This is a genomic window from Pseudomonas sp. ADAK18 (assembly GCF_012935695.1).
Lineage (GTDB): Bacteria > Pseudomonadota > Gammaproteobacteria > Pseudomonadales > Pseudomonadaceae > Aquipseudomonas.
In genome coordinates, this window is record NZ_CP052859.1 from 1513627 (window position 1) to 1538894 (window position 25268).

At 60.0% G+C, this 25268-nt stretch carries 26 protein-coding genes; 12 read left to right on the top strand and 14 right to left on the bottom strand.

Features of this window, described 5'->3' with window-relative positions; genetic code table 11:
- The first annotated feature begins 80 nt into the window (after positions 1-80).
- Complete coding sequence (locus tag HKK55_RS06810; protein WP_155584628.1) at positions 81-590, top strand: DUF1993 family protein; 510 nt, start codon at positions 81-83, stop codon at positions 588-590.
- 66 nt (positions 591-656) lie between these two features.
- On the opposite strand, the gene sstT is transcribed toward HKK55_RS06810, so the two are convergent.
- Entirely contained in the window at positions 657-1877 is a 1221-nt protein-coding gene (gene sstT / locus HKK55_RS06815; protein ID WP_169353943.1) for a serine/threonine transporter SstT, read from the bottom strand.
- Between the two features lie 300 nt (positions 1878-2177).
- On the opposite strand from sstT, the gene HKK55_RS06820 reads away from it, so the two are divergent.
- Entirely contained in the window at positions 2178-3332 is a 1155-nt protein-coding gene (locus HKK55_RS06820; RefSeq protein WP_169353944.1) for an MFS transporter, read from the top strand.
- 4 nt (positions 3333-3336) lie between these two features.
- Here HKK55_RS06820 and nhaR read toward each other — a convergent pair whose 3' ends face one another.
- Positions 3337-4242, bottom strand: a complete 906-nt coding sequence (gene nhaR / locus HKK55_RS06825; RefSeq protein ID WP_169353945.1) for a transcriptional activator NhaR — start codon at positions 4240-4242, stop codon at positions 3337-3339.
- A 147-nt stretch (positions 4243-4389) separates the two neighbouring features.
- Here nhaR and HKK55_RS06830 point away from each other — a divergent pair, with 147 nt between their 5' ends.
- From HKK55_RS06830 to mnmH, 4 genes are all read left to right on the top strand, one after another.
- On the top strand, positions 4390-4641 hold the full coding sequence (locus HKK55_RS06830; RefSeq protein WP_169353946.1) for a hypothetical protein: 252 nt from the start codon (positions 4390-4392) through the stop codon (positions 4639-4641).
- 28 nt (positions 4642-4669) lie between these two features.
- Positions 4670-5416 (top strand): TerC family protein, encoded by a 747-nt coding sequence (locus tag HKK55_RS06835; RefSeq protein ID WP_169353947.1) that lies wholly within the window; start codon positions 4670-4672, stop codon positions 5414-5416.
- A 132-nt stretch (positions 5417-5548) separates the two neighbouring features.
- Positions 5549-6583 (top strand): selenide, water dikinase SelD, encoded by a 1035-nt coding sequence (gene selD, locus HKK55_RS06840; RefSeq protein ID WP_169353948.1) that lies wholly within the window; start codon positions 5549-5551, stop codon positions 6581-6583.
- The gene (mnmH, locus tag HKK55_RS06845) at positions 6583-7677 is read left to right on the top strand and encodes a tRNA 2-selenouridine(34) synthase MnmH (RefSeq protein ID WP_169353949.1); all 1095 of its coding nucleotides are present in this window, start codon (positions 6583-6585) and stop codon (positions 7675-7677) included. Before selD ends, mnmH begins: the two co-directional genes overlap by 1 nt.
- Positions 7678-7901: 224 nt before the next feature.
- On the opposite strand, the gene HKK55_RS06850 is transcribed toward mnmH, so the two are convergent.
- Both HKK55_RS06850 and HKK55_RS06855 read right to left on the bottom strand, forming a co-directional pair.
- Complete coding sequence (locus HKK55_RS06850; protein WP_169353950.1) at positions 7902-8957, bottom strand: permease; 1056 nt, start codon at positions 8955-8957, stop codon at positions 7902-7904.
- A gap of 216 nt (positions 8958-9173) precedes the next feature.
- The gene (locus HKK55_RS06855; protein WP_169353951.1) at positions 9174-9875 is read right to left on the bottom strand and encodes a histidine phosphatase family protein; all 702 of its coding nucleotides are present in this window, start codon (positions 9873-9875) and stop codon (positions 9174-9176) included.
- Positions 9876-10130: 255 nt separating this feature from the next.
- Here HKK55_RS06855 and HKK55_RS06860 point away from each other — a divergent pair, with 255 nt between their 5' ends.
- Both HKK55_RS06860 and HKK55_RS06865 read left to right on the top strand, forming a co-directional pair.
- Positions 10131-10829: a glutathione S-transferase N-terminal domain-containing protein gene (locus HKK55_RS06860; RefSeq protein WP_169353952.1), complete on the top strand. Its 699-nt coding sequence runs from the start codon at positions 10131-10133 to the stop codon at positions 10827-10829.
- 24 nt (positions 10830-10853) lie between these two features.
- Positions 10854-11696, top strand: a complete 843-nt coding sequence (locus HKK55_RS06865; protein WP_169353953.1) for a PhzF family phenazine biosynthesis protein — start codon at positions 10854-10856, stop codon at positions 11694-11696.
- Here HKK55_RS06865 and HKK55_RS06870 read toward each other — a convergent pair.
- On the bottom strand, positions 11693-12313 hold the full coding sequence (locus tag HKK55_RS06870; RefSeq protein WP_169353954.1) for a LysE family translocator: 621 nt from the start codon (positions 12311-12313) through the stop codon (positions 11693-11695). The genes HKK55_RS06865 and HKK55_RS06870 overlap by 4 nt on opposite strands.
- Before the next feature lie 192 nt (positions 12314-12505).
- Here HKK55_RS06870 and hemB point away from each other — a divergent pair, with 192 nt between their 5' ends.
- Positions 12506-13480, top strand: coding sequence for a porphobilinogen synthase (hemB, locus tag HKK55_RS06875; RefSeq protein WP_155584615.1), 975 nt, complete (start codon positions 12506-12508; stop codon positions 13478-13480).
- A gap of 195 nt (positions 13481-13675) precedes the next feature.
- Here hemB and HKK55_RS06880 read toward each other — a convergent pair whose 3' ends face one another.
- On the bottom strand, positions 13676-14290 hold the full coding sequence (locus tag HKK55_RS06880) for a LysE family translocator (protein ID WP_169353955.1): 615 nt from the start codon (positions 14288-14290) through the stop codon (positions 13676-13678).
- Positions 14291-14426: 136 nt separating this feature from the next.
- Here HKK55_RS06880 and HKK55_RS06885 point away from each other — a divergent pair, with 136 nt between their 5' ends.
- A complete protein-coding gene (locus tag HKK55_RS06885; protein WP_169353956.1) occupies positions 14427-15512 on the top strand; it encodes a DUF1615 domain-containing protein in 1086 nt (361 codons plus the stop codon).
- Here HKK55_RS06885 and HKK55_RS06890 read toward each other — a convergent pair.
- Positions 15509-16303 (bottom strand): DUF4349 domain-containing protein, encoded by a 795-nt coding sequence (locus HKK55_RS06890; RefSeq protein WP_169353957.1) that lies wholly within the window; start codon positions 16301-16303, stop codon positions 15509-15511. The two genes, HKK55_RS06885 and HKK55_RS06890, sit on opposite strands and share 4 nt — an antisense overlap.
- 157 nt (positions 16304-16460) lie before the next feature.
- On the opposite strand from HKK55_RS06890, the gene HKK55_RS06895 reads away from it, so the two are divergent.
- The gene (locus HKK55_RS06895) at positions 16461-16874 is read left to right on the top strand and encodes a PaaI family thioesterase (RefSeq protein WP_169353958.1); all 414 of its coding nucleotides are present in this window, start codon (positions 16461-16463) and stop codon (positions 16872-16874) included.
- Between the two features lie 189 nt (positions 16875-17063).
- On the opposite strand, the gene HKK55_RS06900 is transcribed toward HKK55_RS06895, so the two are convergent.
- The 3 genes from HKK55_RS06900 to HKK55_RS06910 are packed head-to-tail and all read right to left on the bottom strand — an operon-like array spanning position 17064 to position 19655.
- Positions 17064-18245: an acetyl-CoA C-acetyltransferase gene (locus HKK55_RS06900; RefSeq protein ID WP_169353959.1), complete on the bottom strand. Its 1182-nt coding sequence runs from the start codon at positions 18243-18245 to the stop codon at positions 17064-17066.
- Between the two features lie 11 nt (positions 18246-18256).
- Positions 18257-18922: a CoA transferase subunit B gene (locus HKK55_RS06905; RefSeq protein WP_169353960.1), complete on the bottom strand. Its 666-nt coding sequence runs from the start codon at positions 18920-18922 to the stop codon at positions 18257-18259.
- Between the two features lie 34 nt (positions 18923-18956).
- Positions 18957-19655: a CoA transferase subunit A gene (locus tag HKK55_RS06910; RefSeq protein ID WP_155584608.1), complete on the bottom strand. Its 699-nt coding sequence runs from the start codon at positions 19653-19655 to the stop codon at positions 18957-18959.
- 133 nt (positions 19656-19788) lie between these two features.
- Here HKK55_RS06910 and HKK55_RS06915 point away from each other — a divergent pair, with 133 nt between their 5' ends.
- A complete protein-coding gene (locus HKK55_RS06915) occupies positions 19789-20691 on the top strand; it encodes a LysR family transcriptional regulator (protein WP_169353961.1) in 903 nt (300 codons plus the stop codon).
- Between the two features lie 123 nt (positions 20692-20814).
- On the opposite strand, the gene HKK55_RS06920 is transcribed toward HKK55_RS06915, so the two are convergent.
- From HKK55_RS06920 to HKK55_RS06935, 4 genes are all read right to left on the bottom strand, one after another.
- Positions 20815-21144, bottom strand: coding sequence for a hypothetical protein (locus tag HKK55_RS06920; protein ID WP_169353962.1), 330 nt, complete (start codon positions 21142-21144; stop codon positions 20815-20817).
- Positions 21145-21602: 458 nt separating this feature from the next.
- Positions 21603-22454: an NAD-dependent protein deacetylase gene (locus tag HKK55_RS06925; protein WP_169353963.1), complete on the bottom strand. Its 852-nt coding sequence runs from the start codon at positions 22452-22454 to the stop codon at positions 21603-21605.
- Positions 22455-22461: 7 nt separating this feature from the next.
- On the bottom strand, positions 22462-22902 hold the full coding sequence (locus HKK55_RS06930; RefSeq protein ID WP_169353964.1) for a CBS domain-containing protein: 441 nt from the start codon (positions 22900-22902) through the stop codon (positions 22462-22464).
- 134 nt (positions 22903-23036) lie between these two features.
- Positions 23037-24986, bottom strand: coding sequence for a DNA topoisomerase III (locus HKK55_RS06935; protein WP_169353965.1), 1950 nt, complete (start codon positions 24984-24986; stop codon positions 23037-23039).
- Between the last annotated feature and the right edge of the window lie 282 nt (positions 24987-25268).

Sequence of the window (25268 nt, forward strand, 5' to 3'; positions counted from 1 at the left end):
AATAAAAGACAAGCAGTGCCGGCGGCGAGCATGTCTATAATCGCGGCTGTTCAAACCCTGCCACCATTGTCGAGACTGTCATGACTATTTCCCTGTACGCCGCCTCCCTCCCGGTCTTCAAGCAAATGCTCAACGCCCTGAGCGATGTGCTGAACAAGGCCGAGGCCCATGCCACCGCCAAGAACATCGACCCGAACGCCTACCTGCAAGCACGCCTGTTCCCTGACATGTTCCCGCTGGTGCGCCAGGTGCAGATCGCTGTCGACTTCGCCAAAGGCGTTTCTGCCCGCCTGGCTGAAATCGAAGTGCCGAAATATGACGATACCGAAGTGACCTTTGCTGACCTGCAAGCGCTGATTGCCAAGGTTCTGGCGTTCATCGACACCATCACCCCGGCACAGATCGACGGCAAGGAAGGCATCGAAATCGTTACTCGTCCTGGTACGCCGAAAGAGAAGCGCTTCAGCGGCCAGTCTTACCTGCTGACCTACGGCCTGCCGCAGTTCTTCTTCCACGTCACCACCGCTTACGCCTTGCTGCGTCACAATGGTGTGGAAGTGGGCAAGCGTGATTACATGGGCGCGTTCTAAACGTCCTGAAATAAAAAGCCCGGCCCGGTTCTGTGAACGGGGCCGGGCTTTTTTGTGAGCGCACGCTTACGCCGTCTGTTCTTCTTTGCCCAGGCAGGCTGCGGCGGTGAACAGCACATCGGTGGAGGAGTTGAGGGCGGTTTCCGCCGAATCCTGCAGCACGCCGATGATGAAGCCCACGGCCACTACCTGCATGGCGACTTCACTGGGAATGCCGAACAGGCTGCACGCCAGGGGGATCAGCAGCAGCGAGCCACCGGCTACACCCGAAGCACCGCAGGCGCAGACCGCCGCCACGACGCTGAGCAGGATGGCAGTGGGGATGTCCACGGCGATGCCCAGGGTGTTTACCGCCGCCAGGGTCAATACGGTAATGGTGGTCGCGGCGCCAGCCATATTGATGGTCGCCCCCAGAGGAATCGACACTGAGTAGGTGTCTTCATGCAGGCCCAGGCGTTTGCTCAACGCCAGGTTGACCGGGATGTTGGCGGCCGAACTGCGGGTGAAGAATGCCGTGATGCCGCTTTCCCGCAGGCACATCAACACCAGAGGGTAGGGGTTGCGACGCAGCTTCCAGAACACAATGGCCGGGTTGATCACCAACGCCACGAACAGCATGCTGCCAAGCAGCACCAGCAGCAGGTGGGCGTAGCCCAGCAAGGCGCCGAAGCCGGAGGTGGCCAGGGTCGAGGCCACCAGGCCAAAGATCCCCAGCGGTGCAAAGCGGATCACCATGCGCACGATCAGCGTGACGCCATTGGACAAGTCAGCCAGTACGGTGCGGGTGGTTTCGCTGGCATGACGAATGGCGATGCCCATGCCGATGGCCCAGGCCAGGATGCCGATGAAATTGGCATTCATCAGTGCACTGACCGGGTTGTCCACCACGCTGAGCAACAGGCTTTGCAGCACCTCGCCAATGCCACCGGGCGCGCTCACGGCCACATCGTGAGTGGCGAGCACCAGGGTGGAAGGAAACAGGGTGCTGGCAATCACGGCCACGACGGCGGCGGCAAAGGTGCCCAACAGGTACAGGAACAAAATTGGCCGAATATGGGATTCCTGGCCGTGCTTGTGGCTGGCGATCGAGGCCATGACCAGCACAAATACCAGGATCGGCGCGACGGCCTTGAGCGCTGAGACAAACACTTTGCCGATGAAACCGGTGGACTGGGCCACGTCGGGTAACAACAGGGCCAGTAGAATGCCAGCGATCAGGCCGATCACGATTTGCGTGACCAGGCTGACGCCCATGAGTCGGGTGAAGAGGGAAGGGGCAGCAGTCATAAATAGAGTTGTCTCTGGTTTTCTAATGGGTGCGGCGATTCGTGCAGGCAAGGCAGCGCACAGGCTGCCGGAGGGTAAAGCGCCAAGGCAAGGCCGAACGGTAACCGGATGTTCAGCAAAGTTTAACATGCTGTAGGAAATATCCAGGTTGGGTGCGGCGTTCAGTCACCCTGTTACACGACTGGCCCGCTTGGCCTCCCCAAAGCCGGACACATTCTGTTAAAATCCAGCATCCTCTTATTTCCTCTCTGTCAGCGAGCCCTCGGGCTGTCGTTGGCGTCGTCGTTTCTGGAGTTATTCATGTTGTTGCCCATCCTGCTGCTGTCGGCGGCCGGTTTTACCGTGCTGACCACAGAGTTCATCATCGTTGGCTTGTTGCCCTCCATCGCCCGCGACCTGGATGTCAGCGTGTCCCAGGCCGGCCTGCTAGTGACGCTGTTTGCCTTCACCGTGGCGGCGTTCGGTCCATTCCTGACCGCCTACTTCGCCCGGTTTGAGCGCAAGCGCCTGTTTATCACCATCCTGGTGATGTTCGGTGCGGCCAATGCCTTGGCGGCGTTGGCGCCGAATATCTGGGTGATGTCGGTGGCGCGATTGATTCCAGCCTTGGGGCTGCCGGTGTTCTGGGCGCTGGCCAGTGAAACGGCGGTGGACATTGTCGGCCCGGACTACGCAGGCCGGGCGATTGCCAAAATCGGCTTCGGCATTGTCTGCGCCACGGTGTTTGGCATCCCGGTGGGTACGCTGATTTCCGACATGTTCGGTTGGCGTACCGCCTTTGGCATCCTGGCGGTGGTGGCACTGGCCAAGGCCTTGCTACTGTTTGTCTACCTGCCGGCGACCCGCGTGAAGAAAGAACAGGTCACGTTGCGTTCGCAATTCAAGATCCTGCGCAGCCCGCTGATGCAAGGCCACGTTGTCCTGTCGATCCTGGTCTTTAGCGGCATGTTCACCGCTTATACCTACCTGGCAGACATCCTTGAGCGCTTGGCGGGTTTCGACGGCACGCTGGTGGGCTGGTGCCTGATGGGCTTTGGTGCGGTCGGCCTGATCGGCAACTCCCTAGGCGGGCGCATTGTGGACCGCCACCCGCTGATCGCCTCGATGGTGTTCTGCGGCTTCATGATCACTGGCATGGTGGCGCTGGTGCCGGCCATCCACTCCACGCTGGGGCTGGCGGCGGCGATGGGTATCTGGGGCGTGACCCAGGCGGCGCTGTTTTTGGTCAGCCACGTGCGGCTGATGAAAGTCGCGCCCCACGCGCCAGCGTTTGCCGCGTCGCTGAACATCGCCGGGGCCAACCTGGGGATTGGTTTGGGTGCGATGGTCGGCGGGCGGGTGATCGACACGCTGGGCCTGGGCAGCCTGGGCTTTGCCGCTTCGGGTTTTATCCTGCTGTCGATGCTGTTGGCGTTGTGGCTGATGACCGCCAAGACCCGCGAAGTGTGCGTCTGAGGCATCAGTCGGGAAGGGCGGTAAACAACTCCCGTCGGGCACCTTCGGTAATCGCCACGATGCCAGGGTGCTTGACCTTGCGCTCCACCGAAATGGCGTAGAAGGATTCGGTTACTGCTTCAGTCTGGCCGATCAGCACCACGCCGTACTGGCGCGCCACTTCATCGGCAATCACGCTGGGGGCGATAAAAATACCGCTGCCGGATTGGCCGAAGGCCTGCATCAAGGCGCTGTCGTCAAATTCCCCGACAATCCTTGGTTGGATCTGTTGCTCGGCAAACCAGCGCAACAGACGGCTACGTACCACGGTTTCCGCCCCCGGAATCAACAGCGGGGCGCCCTGCAGGCACTGTGGGAAAGTGCCGCCGTGTTGGTCAGCCAAGGCTTGGGTGGCGAAGAAGCTGATTCCGCATTCCCCCAGTTTCTGGCTGTAGCCCTTGATGTCCAGGTGCGTGGGCATCGGGCTGTCGGAGATCACCAGGTCCAGGCGCTGGATCGCCAGGTCCGCCAGCAGGCGTTCGAGTTTGTCTTCGCGGCAGGTGATGCGGATCGGCTCACTGAGCTCCATGGTCGGCGCGATCAGCCGGTAGACGATGGACTTGGGCACCACATCCGCTACGCCCACCCTGAACAGGATCTGCTGTTCGTTGGGCTGGGCTCGCAACATGGCCTCCAGCTCATTGCCCGTCTGAAACATCTGCTCGGCATAGGGCAGCGCCTGCCGACCGGCTTCGGTCAATTCCAACTGCCGTCCCACCCGCTGAAACAATGCCACGCCGAAGGTTTGCTCCAGCAGGCTGATTTGCCCGCTGATCGTCTGTGGCGTGAGGTTAAGTTGCTCGCAGGCGCGCACGATACTACCGGTCTTGGCGACTACCCAGAAGTAATGCAGTTGACGGTAATTGAGCATGGGCGCCTCACAAGGAAGATATTACTTCGTGTAAATCGAAGTATAAGCGAAAAAAATACGAATTTTCCTGAACTGTTCATCCCCATAGAATGCGTCGCTATCGAGGGGCCAATGCTTGGACCCAACCGTTCTAACGAGGAACGCATCATGAAACTCAATTCTCTGGGCGCGGCGTCGCTGCTTGCGCTTTCATTAGTCATGCTCAGCGGCTGTGATCAAGCTGAAAAAAGCGCGCAACAACTGTTGGGCAAAGCCACCGAGTCGGCCAAGCAAGTGATCGATGACACCCACCAGGCCGCCGAGCAGGCCTTGAGTGATGCGACCAAAGGTTTGATTGCTCCGAAAGACAAAGAGCAACAGGAAGAGAAGAAACCTGAACCGACTTCGCAAGAAACCTAACCCCAGCACACCACGTCAGGACTGACCTATGGATTACCTTTTACAACTGGCCGCCAGCCCGACCGCCTGGGTCGCACTGGCCACCTTGATCGTCATGGAGATCGTGCTGGGGATCGACAACCTGATCTTTATCTCGATTCTCACCAACAAGTTGCCGGTGCAGCATCGTGCCAAGGCGCGGCGTATCGGCATCAGCATGGCGTTGTTCTTGCGGTTGGGCCTGTTGAGCACCATTGCCTTCATCGTGCAGTTGACCGCGCCGGTCATCGAGATCTTCGGGCAAGCGTTCTCCTGGAAGGACATGATTCTGATCGCCGGTGGTCTGTTCCTGGTGTGGAAGGCTACGACCGAGATCCATCACAGCATGGACCCAGAGCCTGAACAGGTGCAAAGCAGCACGCCGAGCGTGTCCCTGGGCTTTGCCGCGGCTATCGGGCAGATCCTGATGCTGGACCTGGTGTTTTCCATCGACAGCATCATCACTGCCGTGGGCATGACCGAGCACTTGCCGATCATGATCATTGCCGTGGTGGTCTCGGTAATCGTGATGTTGGTGGCGGCCGAGCCGTTGGCCAAGTTCATCAACGACAACCCGACTGTCGTGATGCTGGCCCTGGGCTTCCTCATCATGATCGGTATGACCTTGATTGCCGAAGGTTTCGGTGCCCATGTGCCAAAAGGCTATGTGTATGCGGCCATGGCGTTCTCGGCAGTGATCGAGTGCCTGAACATGGCGCGTCGCAGTCGGCATAAGCGGCTTGCGGCAAAACCCTAAAGGCTGAAACCAAAGGCCAGCTGCGCTCATCAGAGCCCAGCTGGCCTTTTGCTGTCTGGCATCGGCTGATTTGCCGCATGTATGTAGGTATCGTCTGATAAAATCCCGCACCTTGACGTTGAGAGGTGCCCCATGAACGAGCCGATTCGCCTGACCCAGTACAGCCACGGTGCGGGTTGCGGTTGCAAGATTTCCCCCCAGGTGCTTGAAGTGATCCTCGCCGGCAGCGGTGCGCAGAACCTCGACCCCAAACTCTGGGTGGGCAATGCCTCGCGGGACGACGCGGCGGTCTACGCCATCGACGAAGAGCGTGGCGTAGTCTCCACCGCCGATTTTTTCATGCCGATTGTCGATGACCCTTTCGACTTCGGCCGTATTGCCGCGACCAACGCCATCAGCGATATCTACGCCATGGGTGGCGATCCGTTGATGGCCATTGCCATTCTTGGTTGGCCGGTCAACGTGCTGGCGCCGGAAATTGCCCGTGAAGTGATCCGTGGCGGTCGCTCGGTGTGTGACGAGGCCGGTATTCCCCTGGCCGGTGGTCACTCCATCGACGCTCCCGAGCCGATCTTTGGCCTGGCCGTCACCGGCCTGGTAGAAAAACGCCATATGAAACGCAACGACACCGCCACTGCGGGTTGCCAGTTGTACCTGACCAAGCCGCTGGGCATCGGCATCCTCACCACGGCGGAAAAAAAGGGCAAATTGCGCGAAGCCGATATCGGCCTGGCGCGGGACTGGATGTGTACCCTCAACAAGCCCGGCAGCCGTTTCGGCAAGTTGTCCGGTGTGACGGCGATGACGGATGTCACCGGTTTCGGCCTGTTGGGTCATCTGGTGGAAATGGCTGACGGCAGTGGTTTGACCGCCCGCATCGAATACGAAAAAGTTCCACGCCTGCCAGGGGTCGAGTACTACCTGGACCAGGGCTGTGTGCCAGGTGGCACCTTGCGTAACTTCGACAGCTACGCCAGTAAGCTGGGGCGGGTGAATGAGCTGCACAAACGCGTGTTGTGCGATCCGCAAACCAGCGGTGGGTTGTTGATTGCGGTCACGCCCGAAGGCAACGCCGAGTTCCTGGCGGTGGCCGCCAAACTTGGCCTGAAGCTGGAGCCCATCGGCCACCTGGTTGAGCGACAGACCAACGCGGTAGAGGTGTTCTGATGCCCATCGACATCACCGATTACCGCGACATCTTTCTTAACGACCGGCCGATGATGGATACCCGCGCACCGGTGGAGTTCACTAAGGGGGCTTTTCCCGGGGTGATCAACCTGCCGCTGATGACCGATGACGAGCGTCAGCGGGTCGGGACTTGTTATAAGCAGCAAGGGCAGGAGGCAGCGATCGCTCTGGGGCGGCAGTTGGTCAGTGGGGCGACCCTCAACGAGCGCCTTGAGCGATGGGTCGGGTTTGCCCGGGCCAACTCCGATGGTTATCTCTACTGTTTCCGCGGCGGCCTGCGCTCCCATCTTGTGCAGCAAGTGCTCAAGGATGAAGCCGGTATCGATTACCCGCGCGTTGGTGGTGGCTACAAGGCCATGCGAACCTTTCTGCTTGAAACAGTGGATCAGGCAGTGGCGCAATGCGATTTTGTCTTGCTGGGCGGCATGACCGGCAGCGGCAAGACCGAAATCCTTACCCAGCTGGACAACGGCTTGGATCTGGAAGGCCATGCCAATCATCGCGGGTCCAGCTTCGGCAAACGGGCTACCGCCCAGCCGTCCAATATCGACTTTGAAAACCGTTTGGCCGTGGATGTGCTGAAAAAGCGCGCACGGGGCATCGAGCGGTTTGTGTTGGAGGACGAGAGCCGAATGATCGGCAGTTGTGCCTTGCCGCTGAATTTGCATCGAGGTATGCAGACGTTTTCCATGGTCTGGCTGGAAGAAAGTCTGGAAAACCGGGTCGAGCGCGTGTTGCGTGATTATGTGATCGACCTGTGTGCACAATTTATCGCCGAGTTTGGTGAGGCGGGTTTCGACCTGTTCGCCGAACGCCTGACGCAGAGTCTGAGCAATATTCACAAACGCCTCGGCGGCGAGCGTTATCAACGGTTGTTGGGATTGATGCAGGACGCGTTGGCGGAACAGGCACGCAGTGGCGACGTGGACCTGCATCGAGGCTGGATTATCGGGTTGCGCGAGTATTACGACCCGATGTACGCCTTCCAGAGAGAAAGCAAAGGCGCGCGGATCGAGTTCTCCGGGGAGCAAAGCGCGGTGGTGGAGTATCTGCGCGAGCGTGCAGCCCGGTAGGGTGGGCAATGCCAATCAACTAAGAACGAACACCAAACTTGTGGCGAGGGGGCTTGCCCCCGTTGTGCAGCGAAGCGGCCCTGAAGCCTGTTATCTCGGTCTATCTGAAAAAAACGCAGTGATCTTATTGGGGCTGCTACGCAGCCCAACGGGGGCAAGCCCCCTCGCCACAGGTCACTCGCTGCCTGTTCGATCGCCTGACTGACTGACATAAGTTCGGGTGACTACAGAATGGCCATTCCAATCAGGCCACACACCACACCCATCAGCATGGTCAACCCGGCCACTGTCACCAGCACCCGTGCATCAAAATCTTTGCGCAGCATCAACAGCGACGGCAGGCTTACGCTCGGCAAAGTCATCAGCAACGCCACGGCCGGGCCAGTGCCCATGCCCAGGGTCATCATGGTCTGCACGATGGGGATTTCCGCCGCTGTGGGGATCACAAACAGCGTGCCGACGATTGCCAGGGGCACCAGCCACATGAGGCTGTTGGCCATCGCGCCATCGACATGGGGAAACAGCCAGACCCGCACCGCGCCCAAGATCAGCACCGCGAGGATATAGACCGGAATCGTGCTCCAGAACAGCTGCCACAAGGTGCGCAACCAGCGGCTCAGGAACGGTTGGGTCTCGAGGGTGCTCGCTTCGGCGACGGCGTCCAGCGCCGCTTCCGGCACTAATTCAGGACGTGCGATGCGTTGGGCCACCAGCGAAACGCCCACCACCAGGACGATGCCTGCCACCAGGCGCAATGCGGTAAACCCCCAGCCGAGCACAAAACCCATGAACACCAGGGTCGCCGGGTTGAGCACCGGGTTGGCGATCCAGAATGCCAGAGCGGCGCCAACCGAGACCTTCTGGCGACGCATACCGGCGGCCACCGGCGCGGCACAGCAGCTGCACATCATCCCCGGCAAGGCGAACAGCCCGCCACGCAAGGTCGACCCCAGCCCGGCGCGGCCGAACAGGCGTAACAGCCAGTCCCGGGGGATCAGCACTTGCAGCAACGACCCGAGGATTACCGCCAGCACAGCGGCTTTCCAGATCGCCAGGAAATACACCTGGGCATAGGCCAGTGCAGCGGCCAGTGGTGCGCTTTGCTCGTCGTTGAGAATCGAGGCACCGATGCTGTGGTTATCGGCCGCAACAAAGGCCTTGAAGTAGTAAGGCGACCACTTCACGTAATAGAGGCCGACACAGGCCACCAGCAGGAACAGCGCCGGTTTCCACCAGAAGGACCAACCCCGGGCGGGGTGGGTGGAGGAGAGGTTGGACATGTTGAGGATCCGCAGATGAGTCAATAGCGGCGCATCATACGCTGTGGACGGGTATGTAGGGCGAGCAGGCTTTCTGTGGCGAGTGGGCTTGCCCGCGTTGGGCTGCGTAGCAGCCCCATTCTGACTCCCGCGTTGTTTCAGGCAGAACACCCCATGCGGTTATAGGACTGCTGCGCAGTCCAACGCGGGCAAGCCCGCTCGCCACAGTGTGGAGGGTCAGGTATCCGCGCTGACCTGCGTCGCCGCCGGGCACGTCTGCTGGCCGTTATCCAGCCCTTGCTTGTAATTGCGGCTGAGCAGGCTCGCCTTGCCGTTGTGCCAGGTCAGGGTCAACACATACAGCGTGTCGAAATCACTGCCGGACCAATCCTCGGTGATGGTGTGTTCTTCACCGACTGCTTCGCTCGCCACCTTGTTGATCAGCTCTGGCAGGTAGCCATGGGACCAGGCGGTGTAGATGATTGAGTTGTGGTATTTGTTTTCCACCAGTTCGTCGGCCAGGGCGCTGGTGTCATTGGCCGAGTACTCGATGTTCACCGGCAGGCCGAGTTTGATGGCGCTGGGGCTGATGGTCATCAGCGGCCGAATGTAGCTGTAGGAATTGTCGAACTCGCCTTCCTCGACGTTACGGGTCGGGTTGGCGGCAAATATGTAGTTGGCGTTGCCGAATTTTTCCGGCAGCACGGTGGCCAGGTTCATGGCGCGGTTCAGGCCTTGGCAATTGAGCTGGCCGAGGCCGCCTGCTGGTTTTTCTCCGTGGCGCAGGAATACCAGGGTCTGCACGCCGTCCACTTGCTGGGCGCGGCTTTCGCGGGCTTCCAGGGCCACGGCCAGCGCGCCAGCCACCAGCAGTAGCGGCAACAGGGTGTAAGAATAGCGTTTAAGGCGTTTGGCAAGGCACAGAGGCTTTAATATCATTGGAGGTTTTAGTCTTCAGTGCGTCGGGTTAAGGCAGACAAGCCTGGCCTCAGCGACGCTTCAGGCGTCGTGTGGTTTTCCATTTTCGTTGTAGCGGCGTGCTTCCCTTCACCGTTCGGTGCGCACTTAAGAGTGCGCTTGAGGGTTTTGGTTCGCGTCGACGGGAGATTAGCGAGGCGATGTTGCGAATTGAAGACCGATGCAGGCGGCTCGCCAGATGACTATGATGGACCCTTCTTGCCTTGGAGCTTTGCGATGAACTCACTCTCCACGTTCCCGATCACCCGCAAATGGCCGGCTCAGCATCCCGAGCGCCTGCAACTGTACTCCTTGCCGACGCCCAATGGGGTCAAAGTGTCGATCATGCTGGAGGAGTTGGGCCTGCCATATGAGCCACACAAGGTCAGCTTCGAGACCCAGGACCAGCTCTCCGCCGAATTCATGTCGCTGAACCCCAACAACAAGATCCCGGCGATCATCGACCCCAATGGCCCTGGCGGACAGGCACTGGCGTTGTTCGAGTCCGGTGCGATCCTGATTTACCTGGCCGAGAAAAGCGGCCAGCTTCTGCCCGAGGACCCGGCAGCGCGTTACGAGACGATTCAGTGGCTGATGTTTCAGATGGCCGGTATCGGGCCGATGTTCGGTCAGGTCGGTTTCTTCAACAAATTCGCCGGCAAGGCCTATGAAGACAAACGCCCCCGTGACCGTTACGCCGCCGAAGCCCGGCGCTTGCTGGACGTGCTGGAAAAACGCCTTCTGGGTCGCACCTGGATCATGGGCGACGAGTACACCATCGCCGATATCGCGACCTTCCCCTGGATCCGCAACCTGATTGGCTTCTATGAGTCGGGCGAGCTGGTGGGTATTTCCGATTTCCCGAATGTGCTGCGCGCGCTGGACGGCTTTGTCGCACGGCCGGCGGTGATCCGTGGGTTGAACATTCCCGCCTGACAATAACCGACTGACAGGAACCCCATGCCTTCCTTCGACTTCAAGCAACTGGATGTCTTCAGCAGTATCGCCCTCAAAGGCAATCCCCTGGCCGTGGTGCTGGGGGCCGATAGCCTGAGCGACCAGCAGATGGCTGACTTCGCCCAGTGGACCAACCTCAGCGAAACCACCTTCCTGCTCAAACCCCGTGATCCAAAGGCCGACTACCGAGTAAGAATCTTCACCACCCTGCAGGAACTGCCATTTGCCGGTCATCCTACCCTGGGCAGTTGCCATGCCTGGCTGCAAGCCGGTGGCGAGCCCAGGGGAGAGGAGATCATCCAGGAGTGTGAAATCGGCCTGGTGCGCATCCGGCGCCAAGGTGATGAACTGGCCTTTATCGCGCCGCCGTTGTTACGTTCAGGCCCGGTGGAGGCCGAGCTGGTAGAGCGGGTCCGGCGAGCATTGGCGCTGGAGCCGGGGGCGATTATTCGCAGCCAGTGGGTCGATAACGGCGCGGGCTGGCTGGCGGTGATGTTGGCGGATCGTGAGACGGTTCTGGAACTGCGCCCGGACTACTCGCAATTGCACGGACTGGCGGTCGGGGTGATCGCCCCGTGGAACCCCGAACGGGACGGTCTGGAGGCGCAGTTTGAAGTCCGCGCGTTTATTGCCGGCGATGGCGCCCCGGAAGATCCTGCCACCGGCAGCCTCAACGCCGGCGTGGCCCAGTGGTTGCTGGGCGAAGGCTTGGCGCCGAATCGTTATGTGGTCAGCCAGGGTACGGCCATGGGCCGCGCCGGGCGAATTCGAGTCGAACGCCAAGGCGAAGAAGTCTGGATTGGCGGTGCGGTCTCGGTCTGCATTGACGGGCAACTGACCCTTTAACGGTTGTTGGCCGCCAGTTTGATGCCAAAACCGATCAGCGCCAGGCTGGCTACGCGGGTGGCAATTTTTCGCGCCAATGGAAACATCCTCAGGCGCAAGGCCACAGCGTTGCCTGCCAACACCAGCAGCGCCTGATACAAAAAGCCGATCAACGTGACGTGCACCATCATTGCCACCAAGGTGCTTGACGGTGAGTCCGGCCGGATAAACAACGGAAAAAATGCCACGAAAAACAGAATCACCTTGGGGTTGGTCAGGCTGACGGCGACGGCTTTGCGAAAATAGATCCAGCCGGAGCGCTTGGGCTCCAGCCCTGCGGTGTCGTGGCCGACGGGAGTGAACAGCAATTGCAGTCCCATCCAGCACAGGTAGGCTGCACCGACCCACTGCAGTGCCATGAACAGCATGGGATTGGCCTTCATCAAGGCCGCCAGGCCCGCTGATGCCGCGAGCATGAAGATCACGTCTCCCAGCACCGTGCCGAATACCGCGCCGAACCCGGCGCGCACGCCATTGCGCGCCGTCGCGTGCAGAATGGCAAAGGTGCCTGGCCCCGGGATCAATTGAAAGATCAGGATGGCGGCGATAAAGCTGCCGTAGTTCTGGATATCAAACATGGGGAGCGCTCCTTTGCTTTTTTGTCGCCAGTAGCCGGATTTTTATCAAGTCGCGGTGATTGTTACTGAAACGGAAAGGCACTGTTATGGAGGGGATGTTTGTGCTCCCGGTCAATCCGGGCATAAGCTTTCGCCTTTAAACTATCAGCCTCGTCACCTGCCTTGTTCTACAGGTCTTTTTCAGGAGCATCAATGTCCAGCCAGTTCCCCGAAGCCCGTCCTCGCCGCCTGCGCCGCTCCCCGGAGCTGCGTGGCCTGTTTCAGGAAACCGAGTTCACCCTCAACGACCTGGTGCTGCCGATTTTCGTCGAGGAAGAAATCGACGACTTCGTGCCGATCACCAGCATGCCTGGGGTGCTGCGTATTCCCGAGTCGAAACTGGCCGGTGAAATCGAGCGCTATGCCCGTGCCGGGATCAAGTCGGTGATGACCTTCGGCGTGTCCCATCACCTGGACGCCAGCGGCAGCGACACCTGGAACGAACGTGGGCTGGTGTCGCGCATGTCGGCGATCTGCAAGGACGCGGTGCCGGAAATGATCGTCATGTCCGATACCTGTTTCTGTGAATACACCGACCACGGCCACTGCGGCGTGATGCAGGGCGCTGAAGTCGACAACGATCGCACTTTGGTCAACCTTGGCAAGCAAGCAGTGGCGGCGGCTCGTGCCGGGGCAGATGTGATTGCGCCGTCGGCTGCCATGGACGGACAAGTCCAGGCTATCCGCCGGGCGTTGGATGAGGCTGGTTTCAGCCATATTCCGATCATGGCGTATTCCACCAAGTTCGCGTCTGCCCTCTATGGTCCGTTCCGCGAAGCTGGCGGCAGCGCGCTCAAGGGCGATCGCAAGAGCTACCAGATGAACCCGATGAACCGTCGTGAAGCGGTGCGTGAATCGCTGCTGGATGAACAGGAGGGCGCGGATGCGCTGATGGTCAAGCCGGCCGGTGCTTACCTGGACATCATTCGCGACATCCGCGAAGCCTCGCGTTTGCCGGTGGCGGCGTATCAGGTCAGCGGTGAATACGCGATGATCAAGTTCGGTGCCCAGGCGGGTGCCATTGATGAAGGGCGGATCGTTCGCGAGACATTGGGTTCGATCAAGCGGGCCGGTGCGGACCTGATCTTTACCTACTTCGCGATGGACCTGGCACTGGCCGGGATCTGATAAGACTGACGGGAACCTCGTGGTGATGGGGCTTGTTGTGGCGAGGGGGCTTGCCCCCGTTGGGCTGCGTAGCAGCCCCAAGCCAGGCGATATAGTTCTGTCTGAAGAAATGCGGTGGTGCTATTAGGGCCGCTGCGCAGCCCAGCGCGGGCAAGCCCGCTCGCCACAGAAGCGCGATCGCCACAGGCTCTATGCCTAGCGTTGCGCAAACGCCAAATTCAGCCCCAACCCCGCAAACGTCGCGGCAAAGCTGCGGCGCAGCCAGTTCTGTACTCGTGGTGATTCGATCACCGCGCGGCGGAACACATTGGCCAGCAGGCCGTAGATCACGAACACCGCCAACGTCATCGCCATGAATACGCTGCTCAGCAATAGCATTTGCACGGCGGGTGCGGTGCTGCCTGGGGTGACGAACTGCGGCAGGAATGCCAGGAAGAAAATCGTCAGCTTCGGGTTGAGGATATTCAGCAGGCAGCCCCTGACCATCAGGCTGCGGGCGCTGGACACCGTCGGCGTGTCATTCATGGCAAAGGCCGAGCGATCGCGCCAGGTGGCGTAAGCCAGGTACAGCAAGTAGGCGGCACCGGCAAACTTCAGCGCTTCAAAAGCCAGCGCACTGGTGTGCAACAGGGCGGACAGGCCGAGCACCGATGCCAGCAAATGCGGGACGATTCCGGCGGTACAGCCCAGCGCGGCAAAAGCACTGGCTCGCTTACCAGCGGTAAGCCCCGTGGAAATGGTGAAGATCACGCCGGTACCGGGGATCAGCACGACGATCAGACAAGTGATGAGAAAATTCACACTGAGCATGGCATTCAAACTCCTTGTTGGAACGGCAGGAGTCCGATCCTGTCACAGTTGCGCTGTGGCTGGCGAGTACAGCAGGTCGGCAAACCCGCGTTAGACTTGTCCGCCATGACTGCCCATCGTCGTCCAAGGAAGCCCCATGTCCTCATCCCACCTGATTCTCTGCCTGACTACGCTGCTGGTGCTGGCCGGTTGCTCCAGCCAAGGCACCCGGCAACAGCCGGAGCGCAGCGAAGCCGAGGTCAAGGCGCAGATTGTGCGGTTGCTACCCGCTAAAGTTGCGGACCGGTCTGGCTGGGCCCAGGACATCTACACCGCATTCAATGCCCAGAAAATTTACCCCAGCACTGAAAATATCTGCGCGGTACTGGCAGTGACCGAGCAGGAGTCCACCTATCAGGTCGACCCGCCAGTACCGAACATGGGCAAGATTGCCCAGGACGAAATCCTCCGGCGTGCGGGCAAGGTGCACATTCCGGCCGTGCTGGTGCGTACCGCGCTGCAATTGCGCTCGCCCACGGGCAAGTCCTACGCCGATCGCTTGAGTGCTGCGCGTACGGAAAAGGACCTGAGCGGGATTTTTGACGACTTCATCAGCGTTGTGCCATTGGGGAATACCTTGTTTGGTGGCTTCAACCCGGTGCACACCGCAGGCCCGATGCAAGTCAGTATCGCCTTCGCTGAGAAGCAGGCTCGGGGTTATCTCTACACAGTTGACGGGACAATTCGTCGGGAAGTCTTCACCCGGCGTGGCGGTATGTATTTCGGCATTGCTCACTTGCTGGGCTATCCGGTGAACTACGACCAGCCGCTGTACCGCTTCGCCGACTTCAACGCCGGCTGGTACGCCAGCCGCAATGCTGCGTTCCAGGCGGCCGTGAACCGCGTCTCGGGGAAGTCACTGGCGTTGGATGGGGATCTGATCCGCTACGGCTCAATCTTGCCCGGCACGACCGAACTGGCGGTGCGTTCGTTGGGCAAGTCCCTGGATATGCGGAACACCAGCATCCGCAGTCAGTTGGAGCAGGGCGACCGCCTGGATTTTGAAGAAACCACCCTCTATCAACGAGTCTTTGCCCTGGCCGAGAAGGCCGAGGGCAAGCCATTGCCTAGGGCGATCTTGCCGGGCATCGTGCTGAAAAGCCCGAAGATCACCCGTAACCTGACCACGGCCTGGTTCGCCAAGCGGGTGGATGAGCGCTATCAGCGGTGCATGAAGCGTTAGGTGCGACGCTTGACGAACTTGCGCCACAACCAGACCCACAACCACAACACCGGGAAGGCCAGGATCACGAACGGCAACACATAGCTGACCCGTTCCAGGGCATCGGCGGTGCCGTTCACCAGGTTGTCCCCCAGGTTGCTGAACATCCGGCTGAAGCGTGACTGCTGCTGCGAACCGTCGGAGGCCCGGAAGTTCAGGGTCACGCGGTTGGTGTCCAGGCGCCGCTGCTGGCCGGCGGCGGCCTGGGCCAGCTCCTGCAAGTCGTTCTCGATGCTCGCTTGTTCCTTGCTCAAGGTGATCAGGTCACCCACGGTGATGTCCTTGCGCTTGGCCAGCTCATCCAGGCGCTGTTGCTGCGCCAGCAAGCGTTCCTGACGGCGGCGAACGTCGGCCACAGCGTCGGCCAGGTCCTCGGCGGTGGTGATGCGCTGGCCCAGTTTCCCACCTTCGGCCGCCATGGCCACCATCGGTTCGACACCGGTGGGTGCGATGCGCAAGACAATCTCGCCACCGCTGCTGTCCTCCTTGATGCCCAGGATATTGCAGGCGCCAAAGCGCGCCGATTCGCAAGCCTCGCGTGTCGCCTGCATGCGTGGCGCCAGCAGCGCGGCGGGCAGGGACAGGTTCAACTCGTGCTCATAGGCTAACTGCGCACCGGCCCGGCCTTGTTCGCCACTGATTACTGTGGCTTCGGAATGGGTCTTGGGCGAGCAACCGCCAAGGGCCAGGCCGGCGAACAGGATCAGTACGGTGTTGCGGAGCAGGGAGGGATTGCCGTCCAGGTGGCGCATTGCGGTTCCTTGGGGAATAAGCAGGAGGTCGAAGGCGATTAAAGCGGTTCTTGGGGATTAACGCAAAGTATCGCCGGGGATTTGCGGGGCTGATCTTGATAGCTGCGATAGGCACGCCGAGTTACACCTCAAGCCAGACTCCCAAGAGGAACTCGTCATGATCACTATTCCTGAAGGTTTCATCCCTCTAGCCCGCAGCAGCCCGCTGTTGGACCTGCTTGGTCCGGTGTATTGCCGGGGCGAAGGCCTGCAACTGGAAATCGGCCTGCGTGCCGACCCGCGTCACGCCAATGGGCGCGGCACAGTACATGGTGGTGTGTTGGCAACCCTGGCGGATATCGGCATGGGTTACGCCATGGCGTTTTCCAGCGAGCCGCCGCTGGCACTGATTACGGCGAGCATGACCCTGGACTATATGGGCGCCGTGCAGGTGGGAGAGTGGATCGAGGTGCGGCTGGATAACCACAAGCGTGGCCGGCAGATGGCGTTTGCTACAGTCAGCTTGCAGGTGGGGGAGAAGGTGGTAGTGCGGGCGAGTGCGGTGTTTGCGGTGCCGCAGGTCCAGGGCTGATCACGATTTTTTGACCAAGCAAGACCTGTGGCGAGCGGGCTTGCCCGCGTTGGGCTGCGAAGCGGCCCTAAAACCTGACACCTCAATCGGTCTGAAAAAATGCGGTGTCTGTATTGGGGCTGCTTCGCAGTCCAACGCGGGCTTGCCCGCTCGTCACAGTCGGGCCTGTTCTGTGTTGCTCGCTACAAGTCAGCTGCGTTCGAGCGCCAATGCCACACCCTGACCGCCACCGATGCACAAGGTCGCCAGACCTTTCTTGGCATCACGCTTGATCATTTCGTGAAGCAGGGTCACCAGCACTCGGCAACCTGACGCACCGATCGGGTGACCGATGGCAATCGCGCCGCCGTTGACGTTGACCTTGGCCGCATCCCACTCCAGTTCCTTGCCCACTGCCAGCGACTGCGCGGCAAAGGCTTCGTTGGCTTCGATCAGGTCCAGGTCATCCAGTTTCCAGCCGGCCTTGTCCAGGCAACGACGGGTGGCCGAGACCGGGCCAATGCCCATGATCGCCGGATCAACGCCAGCATTGGCGTAGCTCGCGATGCGGGCCAGTACCGGCAGGCCGAGGGACTTGGCCTTGTCAGCACTCATCAACAGCACCGCAGCGGCGCCGTCGTTGAGGCTGGAAGCATTGCCAGCGGTAACGCTGCCGTCTTTCTTGAACGCCGGCTTGAGCTTGGCCAAGGATTCTGCCGTCGTGCCAGCACGGGGTTGTTCGTCCACCGAGAAGGCAATCGGGTCGCCCTTGCGTTGGGGAATCAGGATTGGCGTGATCTCATCGGCAAAACGCCCGGCCTCAACGGCGGCAGTGGCTTTTTGCTGGGACGCAGCGGCGAACGCATCCTGGGCTTCACGGCTGATGCCGTACTTGTCCACCAGGTTCTCGGCGGTGATGCCCATGTGGTAGTCGTTGAACGCATCCCACAGACCGTCGGTGATCATGCTGTCGAGCATCTTGGCGTGACCCATGCGCAGGCCGGTGCGGGCGGCTGGTAGGACATAGGGCGCAAGGCTCATGTTCTCCATGCCGCCGGCGATGATCACGTCGGCGTCACCGCAACGGATCGCTTGCGCTCCTAAATGCAGGGCCTTGAGGCCTGAGCCGCAAACCTTGTTCAGGGTCATGGCCGGCACGGCGTGTGGCAGGCCGGCGAGGATGGAAGCCTGGCGTGCGGGGTTCTGGCCCGAGCCTGCGGTGAGTACTTGGCCGAGGATTACTTCGTCCACTTGCGCGGGGTCAAGGCCCGTCTGCTCCAGCAGGCGGCGGATCACCGCAGCGCCCAGCTCCGGTGCCGGGATACTGGCCAGGGAGCCCTGAAAGCTGCCCACGGCGGTGCGGGTGGCAGCAACAATGACGACGTCTTGCATGGAATCTTTCCTCACTGGGCAGCGAACTGCATTTCTGGAACATGGTCCGGGACGATCAGTTTACCGGCGGTCTTGCTGACAATCTCTTCAACACTGACGCCAGGTGCGCGTTCCTTGAGGACAAAAGCGCCATTTTCGATTTCCAGGTAAGCCAGGTCCGTCAGTACGCGCTTGATGCAGTTGGCACCGGTCAGCGGCAGGCTGCAACGGCTCAGCAGCTTGGACTCACCGTCCTTGGAGGCGTGGGTCATGATCACGATGATGTTGTCCGCACCGGCTACCAGATCCATGGCACCACCCATGCCTTTGACCAGCTTGCCGGGGATCATCCACGAGGCGATGTTGCCCTGGACGTCGACTTCAAAAGCACCCAGCACCGTCAGGTCGACATGCCCGCCGCGAATCATCGCGAAGGACTCGGCGGAGGAAAAGATCGAGGCGCCGACGCGGGCGGTGACGGTCTGTTTGCCGGCGTTGATCATGTCGGCATCGATGGTTTCTTCGGTCGGAAAGGGGCCCATGCCCAGCAAGCCGTTTTCCGACTGCAGCATCACTTCCATGCCGTCGGGGATGTAGTTGGCCACCAGGGTCGGAATGCCGATGCCGAGGTTGACGTAGAAACCGTCCTGCATTTCGCGGGCGACGCGTTGAGCCATTTGTTCGCGGGTAAGCGCCATGTTTTGTCTCCTTATTATTCGGGCTGGGACGGGATTATTTGCGGACGGTGCGCTGTTCGATGCGCTTCTCGAAGGTGCCGCAGATGATCCGGTCGACGTAGATGCCAGGGGTGTGGATCTGCGACGGGTCCAGCTCGCCCGGTTCAACGATTTCTTCGACTTCGACCACGGTGATCTTGCCGGCGGTGGCGGCTAGCGGGTTGAAGTTCTGTGCGGTGTGGCGGTAGATCACGTTACCGAAGTGGTCGGCTTTCCAGCCTTTGACGATGGCAAAGTCGCCGGTGATGGATTCTTCCATCAGGTATGGGCGACCGTTGAATTCGCGGGTTTCCTTGCCTTCGGCCACTGGGGTGCCAACGCCGGTGGCAGTAAAGAAGGCCGGGATACCGGCGCCGCCAGCGCGCATTTTTTCCGCCAGGGTACCTTGGGGCGTCAGGACCACTTCGATTTCGCCGCTGAGCAATTGCTTCTCGAACAGGGCGTTTTCACCGACGTAGGAGGCGATCACTTTGCTGATCTGCTTGCCTTCCAGCAACACGCCCAAACCGAAGCCGTCGACGCCGCAGTTGTTGGAAACCACGGTCAAGTCGCGGGTGCCTTTGCGCTTGATCTCATTGATGAGGTTTTCCGGGATCCCGCACAGGCCAAAGCCACCGGCGAGGACCGTCATACCGTCTTCCAGACCCGCCAGCGCTTCCTCATAGGACGCCACGCGTTTATCGAAACCTGCCATATGCACCTCTTTTATTGTTTGTGGGCTAGCCATATGCCCCGAGTGTTGCGCTGACGAATTGATTTGTTAAGTTGTTTTTTAAGGTTGATTGATTTAAAAAACAGCACAATCGTCGGTTGTCTGGAGCAGCGTCATGACAGTTAAACAGATGCGGGCCTTTCTTGCCGTGGCCCAGAGCCTGAGTTTTGCCGCCGCGTGTGAGCGCTTGCACCTTTCCCAGTCGGCCTTGAGCTTGACCATCAAAGGCCTGGAAGAAGGGTTGGGTGGGCGCTTGTTCAGCCGCAATACCCGCAACGTCGCGCTGACGCCCGAAGGCGAGTCGCTGTTGCCCCTGGCCCGGCGCCTGATTGCCGACTGGGATAACGCCGAGGACGAACTGCGCCAGCGCTTCACCTTGCAGCGCGGGCGGGTAACAGTTGCGGCGATGCCATCGTTCGCCGGCAACTTGCTGCCGCCGGTGCTGAAGATCTTTCGTGCGCGCTATCCCCAGGTCAACGTAACGGTCAACGACGTGATCAACGAGCAGGTGCTGGAGATGGTTCGCGACCGTCAGGTGGAGTTAGGCGTGGCGTTCGAGCCGTCGGCCGGTTCGTCCTTGGCGTTTACCCCACTGTATTTGGATCGTTTTATTGCGGTCGTGCCGGGTGATTCGCCATTGGCCCGGATGGCCGAGATCGACTGGAAAACCTTGCTGGAGCAACCCTTCATTACCTTGCAGCGACCATCCACGGTGCGGGTGATGTTGGAAGAACACCTGGGGGCCCTGAACATGAAGTTGCCGGTGGCATTGGAGAGCCATCAATTGGCAACAGTGGGCAAAATGGTTGCCAGTGGATTGGGTGTCAGCGCGGTGCCGGCGCTCTGTGCGCGGCAGATGGAGGAGGCGGGCGCCCATTGCATCACCCTTCGGGCCCCGGTGATCGAACGGCCGATTGGTGTCTTGACCAAACCCGGTCATGAACTGTCGGCGGCGGCCCAAGCCATGTTTGATATTTTTCGAGATGAGGCGGGGAAGGGATGTTTCCCAGGGCTTTAAGTTGGCACAAATACGTGTGGGAGCTGGCTTGCCTGCGATAGCTATTTAACATTCAACATAGTTGTCGACTATTAAACCGTTATCGCAGACAAACAGCTCCCACCTTTAATCGAGTGGCGGGTTTCAGCAGTATCTATCGATTACTTTAACCTGCGAGTGGCCCTTGAGGTTCTGCCATTCGGTATTAAGTGTGTGGAACACCTGCTCGATAAAGTTGCGATCGGCGGCAGCCTTTTTGCCGACATAACCCTGGCCACGGCGGTACATCTTCAGGCGTGCGGCCAGTTCGCGGTTATTGTTGTCGAACTCTTCTTCCAAGGTATGGGGCGCCAGGCAGTCAATATGGACCTGGCCCGATTTACCAATCCAGAGGATATGGTCGTCGAGCTTGTCTTTCTGCGCTGCGAACATCTCAGCCAATTCTTCAATAGTTGGTTGGTTGTTCAGATTCATGTGTAAGCCCCTTGACCAGTTGGCGATCTTCAGTTGATTCGTTAGTTGTCTCCGGTTCCGAAAACCGGGCGTCAGTGACGGTCTGCCGAGTACGGGCAGGGTCTTGAACCTGATGCATGTAGTCTTGCTGATGAACTGCTACGCAATGGTTTCATAACGAAGACAAGCAGCGTTTGAGCTCCTTGTACCGATCCTTTCGGGCCGGTCAGCTTCATCAATCTGCCTTGTGGGCAGTGCACATCCGGAAAAAACAGCTCGGCGGTCAGACGAGCTTGTTCAAAACGCGTGTTACCAACGCTCCCGATCCGGGAGACGCTTGAATCATGCAATTACAAAAAGGTTACGTCAACGATTATGTAGTGATTATTTTTGAGCACTACATAAATCGTTGTGGGGGCGGGAGAATGCGTGGAAACGTGACTTATGCGTCATTTTTTGTGCGGTTGGTCGGGTGGTTTCTACTGCCCCAACCGCTCTACCAAGAGGGGTAGCAAACGCTCACAGGAGGCTTCGATCTTTACCTGCAGTAGCTCATCACCCCGGGTTTTACCCAGGTTGATGGCGATGACAGGTTTGTCCTGGTCAACCATCGTCTTGCACAGGCGAAAGGCCGAATAGGCCATCAGCGACGAGCCCACCACCAACAATCCTTCGGCGTGCTCCACGGCGGCCATCGCCCTGGTTGCGGTGGCTTGGGCGACGTTCTCACCAAAAAACACCACGTCGGGTTTCAGCCGCTGGCCATTGCAATGCGGGCAGTGGGGCACCAGGAAACGCTCTTCGAAGGCAGGGTCCAGCAACGTGTCGCCGTCGGGGGCCTGGATGGCGTCGACACCGGCGAGGTAGGGGTTCTCGGCCTCCATCAGGTGCTGTATCAGGTCGCGCTCGCTGCGCAGATGGCAGTCGAGGCAGAGCACCCGGTGCAAGCTGCCATGCAATTCAATCACGTCACGGCTGCCAGCCTGATCATGCAGAGTGTCGACGTTCTGCGTGATCAGCCCCGTGATGAGCTGACGCTCTTGCAAGGTCGCCAGCGCGAGATGGGCCTTGTTCGGCTGCGCGAGGCGTACCCTCGGCCAACCGAGCATCGCCCGCGCCCAGTAGCGTCGCCGCGCTTGCGCGGTGGCCAGAAAATCCTGATACATCATCGGCGCCTTGCCCCGGCGCACGCCTTCGCTGTCGCGATAATCGGGAATCCCCGAAGACGTGCTGATACCCGCACCGGTCAGGACCAGAAACCGCCGTTCGGCCATGGCCCGGTGCAGGATGTCGAGGTGAGTATCGGTTTGATGGTCCAGGGGATCGAGCATGGAGCCCTCATTCGCCGCGAATGTATTGTTCCAATTGTTTGATCAGGTCGGCCTGTTCGGCGATGGCTTCCTTGACCAGGTCACCGATGGACAGCAGGCCAAGGAGTTCTCCGTTCTCTACCACAGGCAGGTGCCGCAGATGGCGGTCGGTCATGATATTCATGCAGGTCTCGACACTCTGGTGGGTGTCAACGGTAATCACCGGTGAATTCATGATCTCGTAGGCCTTGGTCGTCACGGAGGACAAACCATGGAGGATCACCTTACGGGCGTAGTCACGCTCACTGATTATCCCGGCTACCTTTCCATCCTTCATGACCGGCAAGGCCCCGACGTTTTTCGACGCCATCACGATCAGCGCCTCAAACACCGTGTGGTCATGGGGAATGGTGTGGACTTGCTGGTTTTGCTGGTCTTTGGACTTGAGCAGTTGCGCAACGGTTTTCATGGAGGCCACTCCGGTGTTGTTATCGTTGGGAGGTTAGCAGTTCCTACAGAATCCTAGACCGCCCGCGACGGGGCAAGGTCCAAAGCGCCACATAACCGGTCGAAAAACGTCATTGTCGGGAATTTTTGGTTGTTTCAGCCTTTGCTTGCCGGTTTTGTTGCCCTTTTCGGAGCTGCGCTTGTCTTGCGCTTGGCCGGTTTGCGTTTGTTTTTCCACGGCACGGCGCCACGTCCTGCGGGACTGGCCGGACCGCTGATGGTCAAGCGCATGCCAGTGCAGCGCGCTATCTGCTTGCTCATCCAGGCGGCCTGTTTGGCGACAAATTCTTCCAGGCTCATTTCACCGCTCTGGACCATGTCCAGGGCTTGTTCCCAGATGGCCGTAGTGCCTGGATCGGCAATCGCCCGAGGCACCGCATCGATCAGGCTGAACGCCGCCGGTGTCGCCGACAGGGCCTTGCCGTTTTTCACCATATAACCCCGGTCCAGCAAGCCCTGGATAATCCCGGCACGGGTGGCTTCGGTGCCAATCCCGGTGGTGTCCTTGAGTTTCTGTTTGAGCAGTGGGTCTTCCACCAGTTTGGCGACGTTTTTCATCGCCTTGATCAGGTTACCTTCAGTGAAGGGCTTGGGCGGCTGGGTCCACAAGTCCTTGAGGTTGACCTTGGCCACGGCGTAATCATTACCCTGTACCAGCATCGGCAAGGATTGCGGCGCAGGGGCTTCACGACCTTTGGCTGGTGCCAGTGCTTCGGGCAATGCACGTTTCCAACCGGGTTCGACGATGACTTTACCCACCGCCCGCAAGGCTTCGCCCGCGCAATCGAAGTCAGCCTGAGTACGGTCGTATTCGTGGTTGGGCAGGAACTGCGCCAGGTAGCGGGCGCGAATCAGGGTGTAGACCGCCCGGTGTTTACCGGTCAGTTGCCCGAGGTCCTTGCCTGCGCCGGTGGGGATGATGCCGTGGTGGGCGCTGACCTTGGCGTCGTTCCAGGCTCGGGAGCGGCGTTGCGGGTCGATGTGCGGCATCAACGTCTGGACCGCCTGATCAGCCCGACCCAGCGCAGCAAGAATGCCTGGCGCGTCGCTGTGTTGGCTCAGGGGCAAGTAGCCGCAATCGCTGCGCGGGTAGGTGATGACTTTGTGGGTTTCGTAGAGTGATTGGGCAATGTCCAGGGTTTCCTGGGCGCCCAGGCCGAGCTTTTTCGAGCAGATTTCCTGCAGCGTGCCGAGGTCGAAGGGCAGGGGTGCGACTTCGCGCATGCGCTCGGTGCGCAGCTTGATCAACCGCGCGGTAGCGGCGTTGCTCATGGCGGCTGCCGCATCCCTGGCCAGTTGCGGGTTCAGGCAACGGCCCTGGTCGTCACAGGCGTCTTCGGTGGCGCGCCATTGGGCGGTGAAGGTGATGTGGTCGTGGAGCAGATCGACATCGATGGCCCAGTAGGCCACGGGGACGAAGTCGGCGATGCTGCGATCGCGGTCGACCACCAGGCGCAGGGTCGGGGTTTGCACCCGGCCGACCGGCAATACGCCCTGATAACCGGATTGGCGCCCCAGCAAGGTAAACAGGCGACTCATGTTCATGCCAATCAGCCAGTCGGCTCGGGATCGCCCGAGGGCCGAGTGATACAGGCTGAAGGTTTCAGCACCGGGTTTGAGCGCGGCCAGGGCCTTGCGGATCGAGGCCTCATCCAGTGCTGACAGCCACAAGCGCTGGATCGGCCCGCGATAACGGCAATGCTCCACCAGTTCCCGGGCGATCATTTCGCCCTCACGGTCGGCGTCGGTGGCGATTACCAGTTCCTGGGCTTCCCCGAGCAGGCGCTTGACTGCCTTGTATTGGCTGGCGGTTTTGGGTTTGACCAGCATCTTCCATTTTTCCGGGACGATGGGCAGGTCGGCCAGTACCCAGCGTTTGTATTTGGCGTCATAGGCGTCGGGCGGGGCGGTTTCCAGCAGATGGCCAATGCACCAGGTCACCGTGACGCCCGGCCCCAGCCAGCAACCGTCGCCACGCCGGCTTGCACCGAGCACGGCGGCGATATCCTTGGCCTGGGACGGTTTTTCACAGAGGAACAGCCGCATGGTCACCACATTCGAATCGGATTGATGGTGTGCAGGATGCTCAGTACAGCGGATTTCAGCAACTATTATCTGTATGGATGTACAGCAATTTATGTGTTCAACCCAAAAACCAAATGTGGAGGCTTGCGCGTGAAGGCCTTTGTAGCCGCTGCCGAAGAATGAGGCTGCGATGCGTGTCCGCAGGACCGCCCTGGGGCCGCTACGCTGCCCATCGCAGCCTCATTCTTCGGCAGCGGCTACAACGGTCCCCGCGAGCACATTGGAACTCCAGCGCAATGAGAC

Coding starts and splice junctions, on each gene's coding strand:
- HKK55_RS06810 (WP_155584628.1), top strand. CDS start 81: ATGACTATTTCCCTGTACGCCGCCTCCCTCCCGGTCTTCAAGCAAATG.
- sstT (WP_169353943.1), bottom strand. CDS start 1,877: ATGACTGCTGCCCCTTCCCTCTTCACCCGACTCATGGGCGTCAGCCTG.
- HKK55_RS06820 (WP_169353944.1), top strand. CDS start 2,178: ATGTTGTTGCCCATCCTGCTGCTGTCGGCGGCCGGTTTTACCGTGCTG.
- nhaR (WP_169353945.1), bottom strand. CDS start 4,242: ATGCTCAATTACCGTCAACTGCATTACTTCTGGGTAGTCGCCAAGACC.
- HKK55_RS06830 (WP_169353946.1), top strand. CDS start 4,390: ATGAAACTCAATTCTCTGGGCGCGGCGTCGCTGCTTGCGCTTTCATTA.
- HKK55_RS06835 (WP_169353947.1), top strand. CDS start 4,670: ATGGATTACCTTTTACAACTGGCCGCCAGCCCGACCGCCTGGGTCGCA.
- selD (WP_169353948.1), top strand. CDS start 5,549: ATGAACGAGCCGATTCGCCTGACCCAGTACAGCCACGGTGCGGGTTGC.
- mnmH (WP_169353949.1), top strand. CDS start 6,583: ATGCCCATCGACATCACCGATTACCGCGACATCTTTCTTAACGACCGG.
- HKK55_RS06850 (WP_169353950.1), bottom strand. CDS start 8,957: ATGTCCAACCTCTCCTCCACCCACCCCGCCCGGGGTTGGTCCTTCTGG.
- HKK55_RS06855 (WP_169353951.1), bottom strand. CDS start 9,875: ATGATATTAAAGCCTCTGTGCCTTGCCAAACGCCTTAAACGCTATTCT.
- HKK55_RS06860 (WP_169353952.1), top strand. CDS start 10,131: ATGAACTCACTCTCCACGTTCCCGATCACCCGCAAATGGCCGGCTCAG.
- HKK55_RS06865 (WP_169353953.1), top strand. CDS start 10,854: ATGCCTTCCTTCGACTTCAAGCAACTGGATGTCTTCAGCAGTATCGCC.
- HKK55_RS06870 (WP_169353954.1), bottom strand. CDS start 12,313: ATGTTTGATATCCAGAACTACGGCAGCTTTATCGCCGCCATCCTGATC.
- hemB (WP_155584615.1), top strand. CDS start 12,506: ATGTCCAGCCAGTTCCCCGAAGCCCGTCCTCGCCGCCTGCGCCGCTCC.
- HKK55_RS06880 (WP_169353955.1), bottom strand. CDS start 14,290: ATGCTCAGTGTGAATTTTCTCATCACTTGTCTGATCGTCGTGCTGATC.
- HKK55_RS06885 (WP_169353956.1), top strand. CDS start 14,427: ATGTCCTCATCCCACCTGATTCTCTGCCTGACTACGCTGCTGGTGCTG.
- HKK55_RS06890 (WP_169353957.1), bottom strand. CDS start 16,303: ATGCGCCACCTGGACGGCAATCCCTCCCTGCTCCGCAACACCGTACTG.
- HKK55_RS06895 (WP_169353958.1), top strand. CDS start 16,461: ATGATCACTATTCCTGAAGGTTTCATCCCTCTAGCCCGCAGCAGCCCG.
- HKK55_RS06900 (WP_169353959.1), bottom strand. CDS start 18,245: ATGCAAGACGTCGTCATTGTTGCTGCCACCCGCACCGCCGTGGGCAGC.
- HKK55_RS06905 (WP_169353960.1), bottom strand. CDS start 18,922: ATGGCGCTTACCCGCGAACAAATGGCTCAACGCGTCGCCCGCGAAATG.
- HKK55_RS06910 (WP_155584608.1), bottom strand. CDS start 19,655: ATGGCAGGTTTCGATAAACGCGTGGCGTCCTATGAGGAAGCGCTGGCG.
- HKK55_RS06915 (WP_169353961.1), top strand. CDS start 19,789: ATGACAGTTAAACAGATGCGGGCCTTTCTTGCCGTGGCCCAGAGCCTG.
- HKK55_RS06920 (WP_169353962.1), bottom strand. CDS start 21,144: ATGAATCTGAACAACCAACCAACTATTGAAGAATTGGCTGAGATGTTC.
- HKK55_RS06925 (WP_169353963.1), bottom strand. CDS start 22,454: ATGCTCGATCCCCTGGACCATCAAACCGATACTCACCTCGACATCCTG.
- HKK55_RS06930 (WP_169353964.1), bottom strand. CDS start 22,902: ATGAAAACCGTTGCGCAACTGCTCAAGTCCAAAGACCAGCAAAACCAG.
- HKK55_RS06935 (WP_169353965.1), bottom strand. CDS start 24,986: ATGCGGCTGTTCCTCTGTGAAAAACCGTCCCAGGCCAAGGATATCGCC.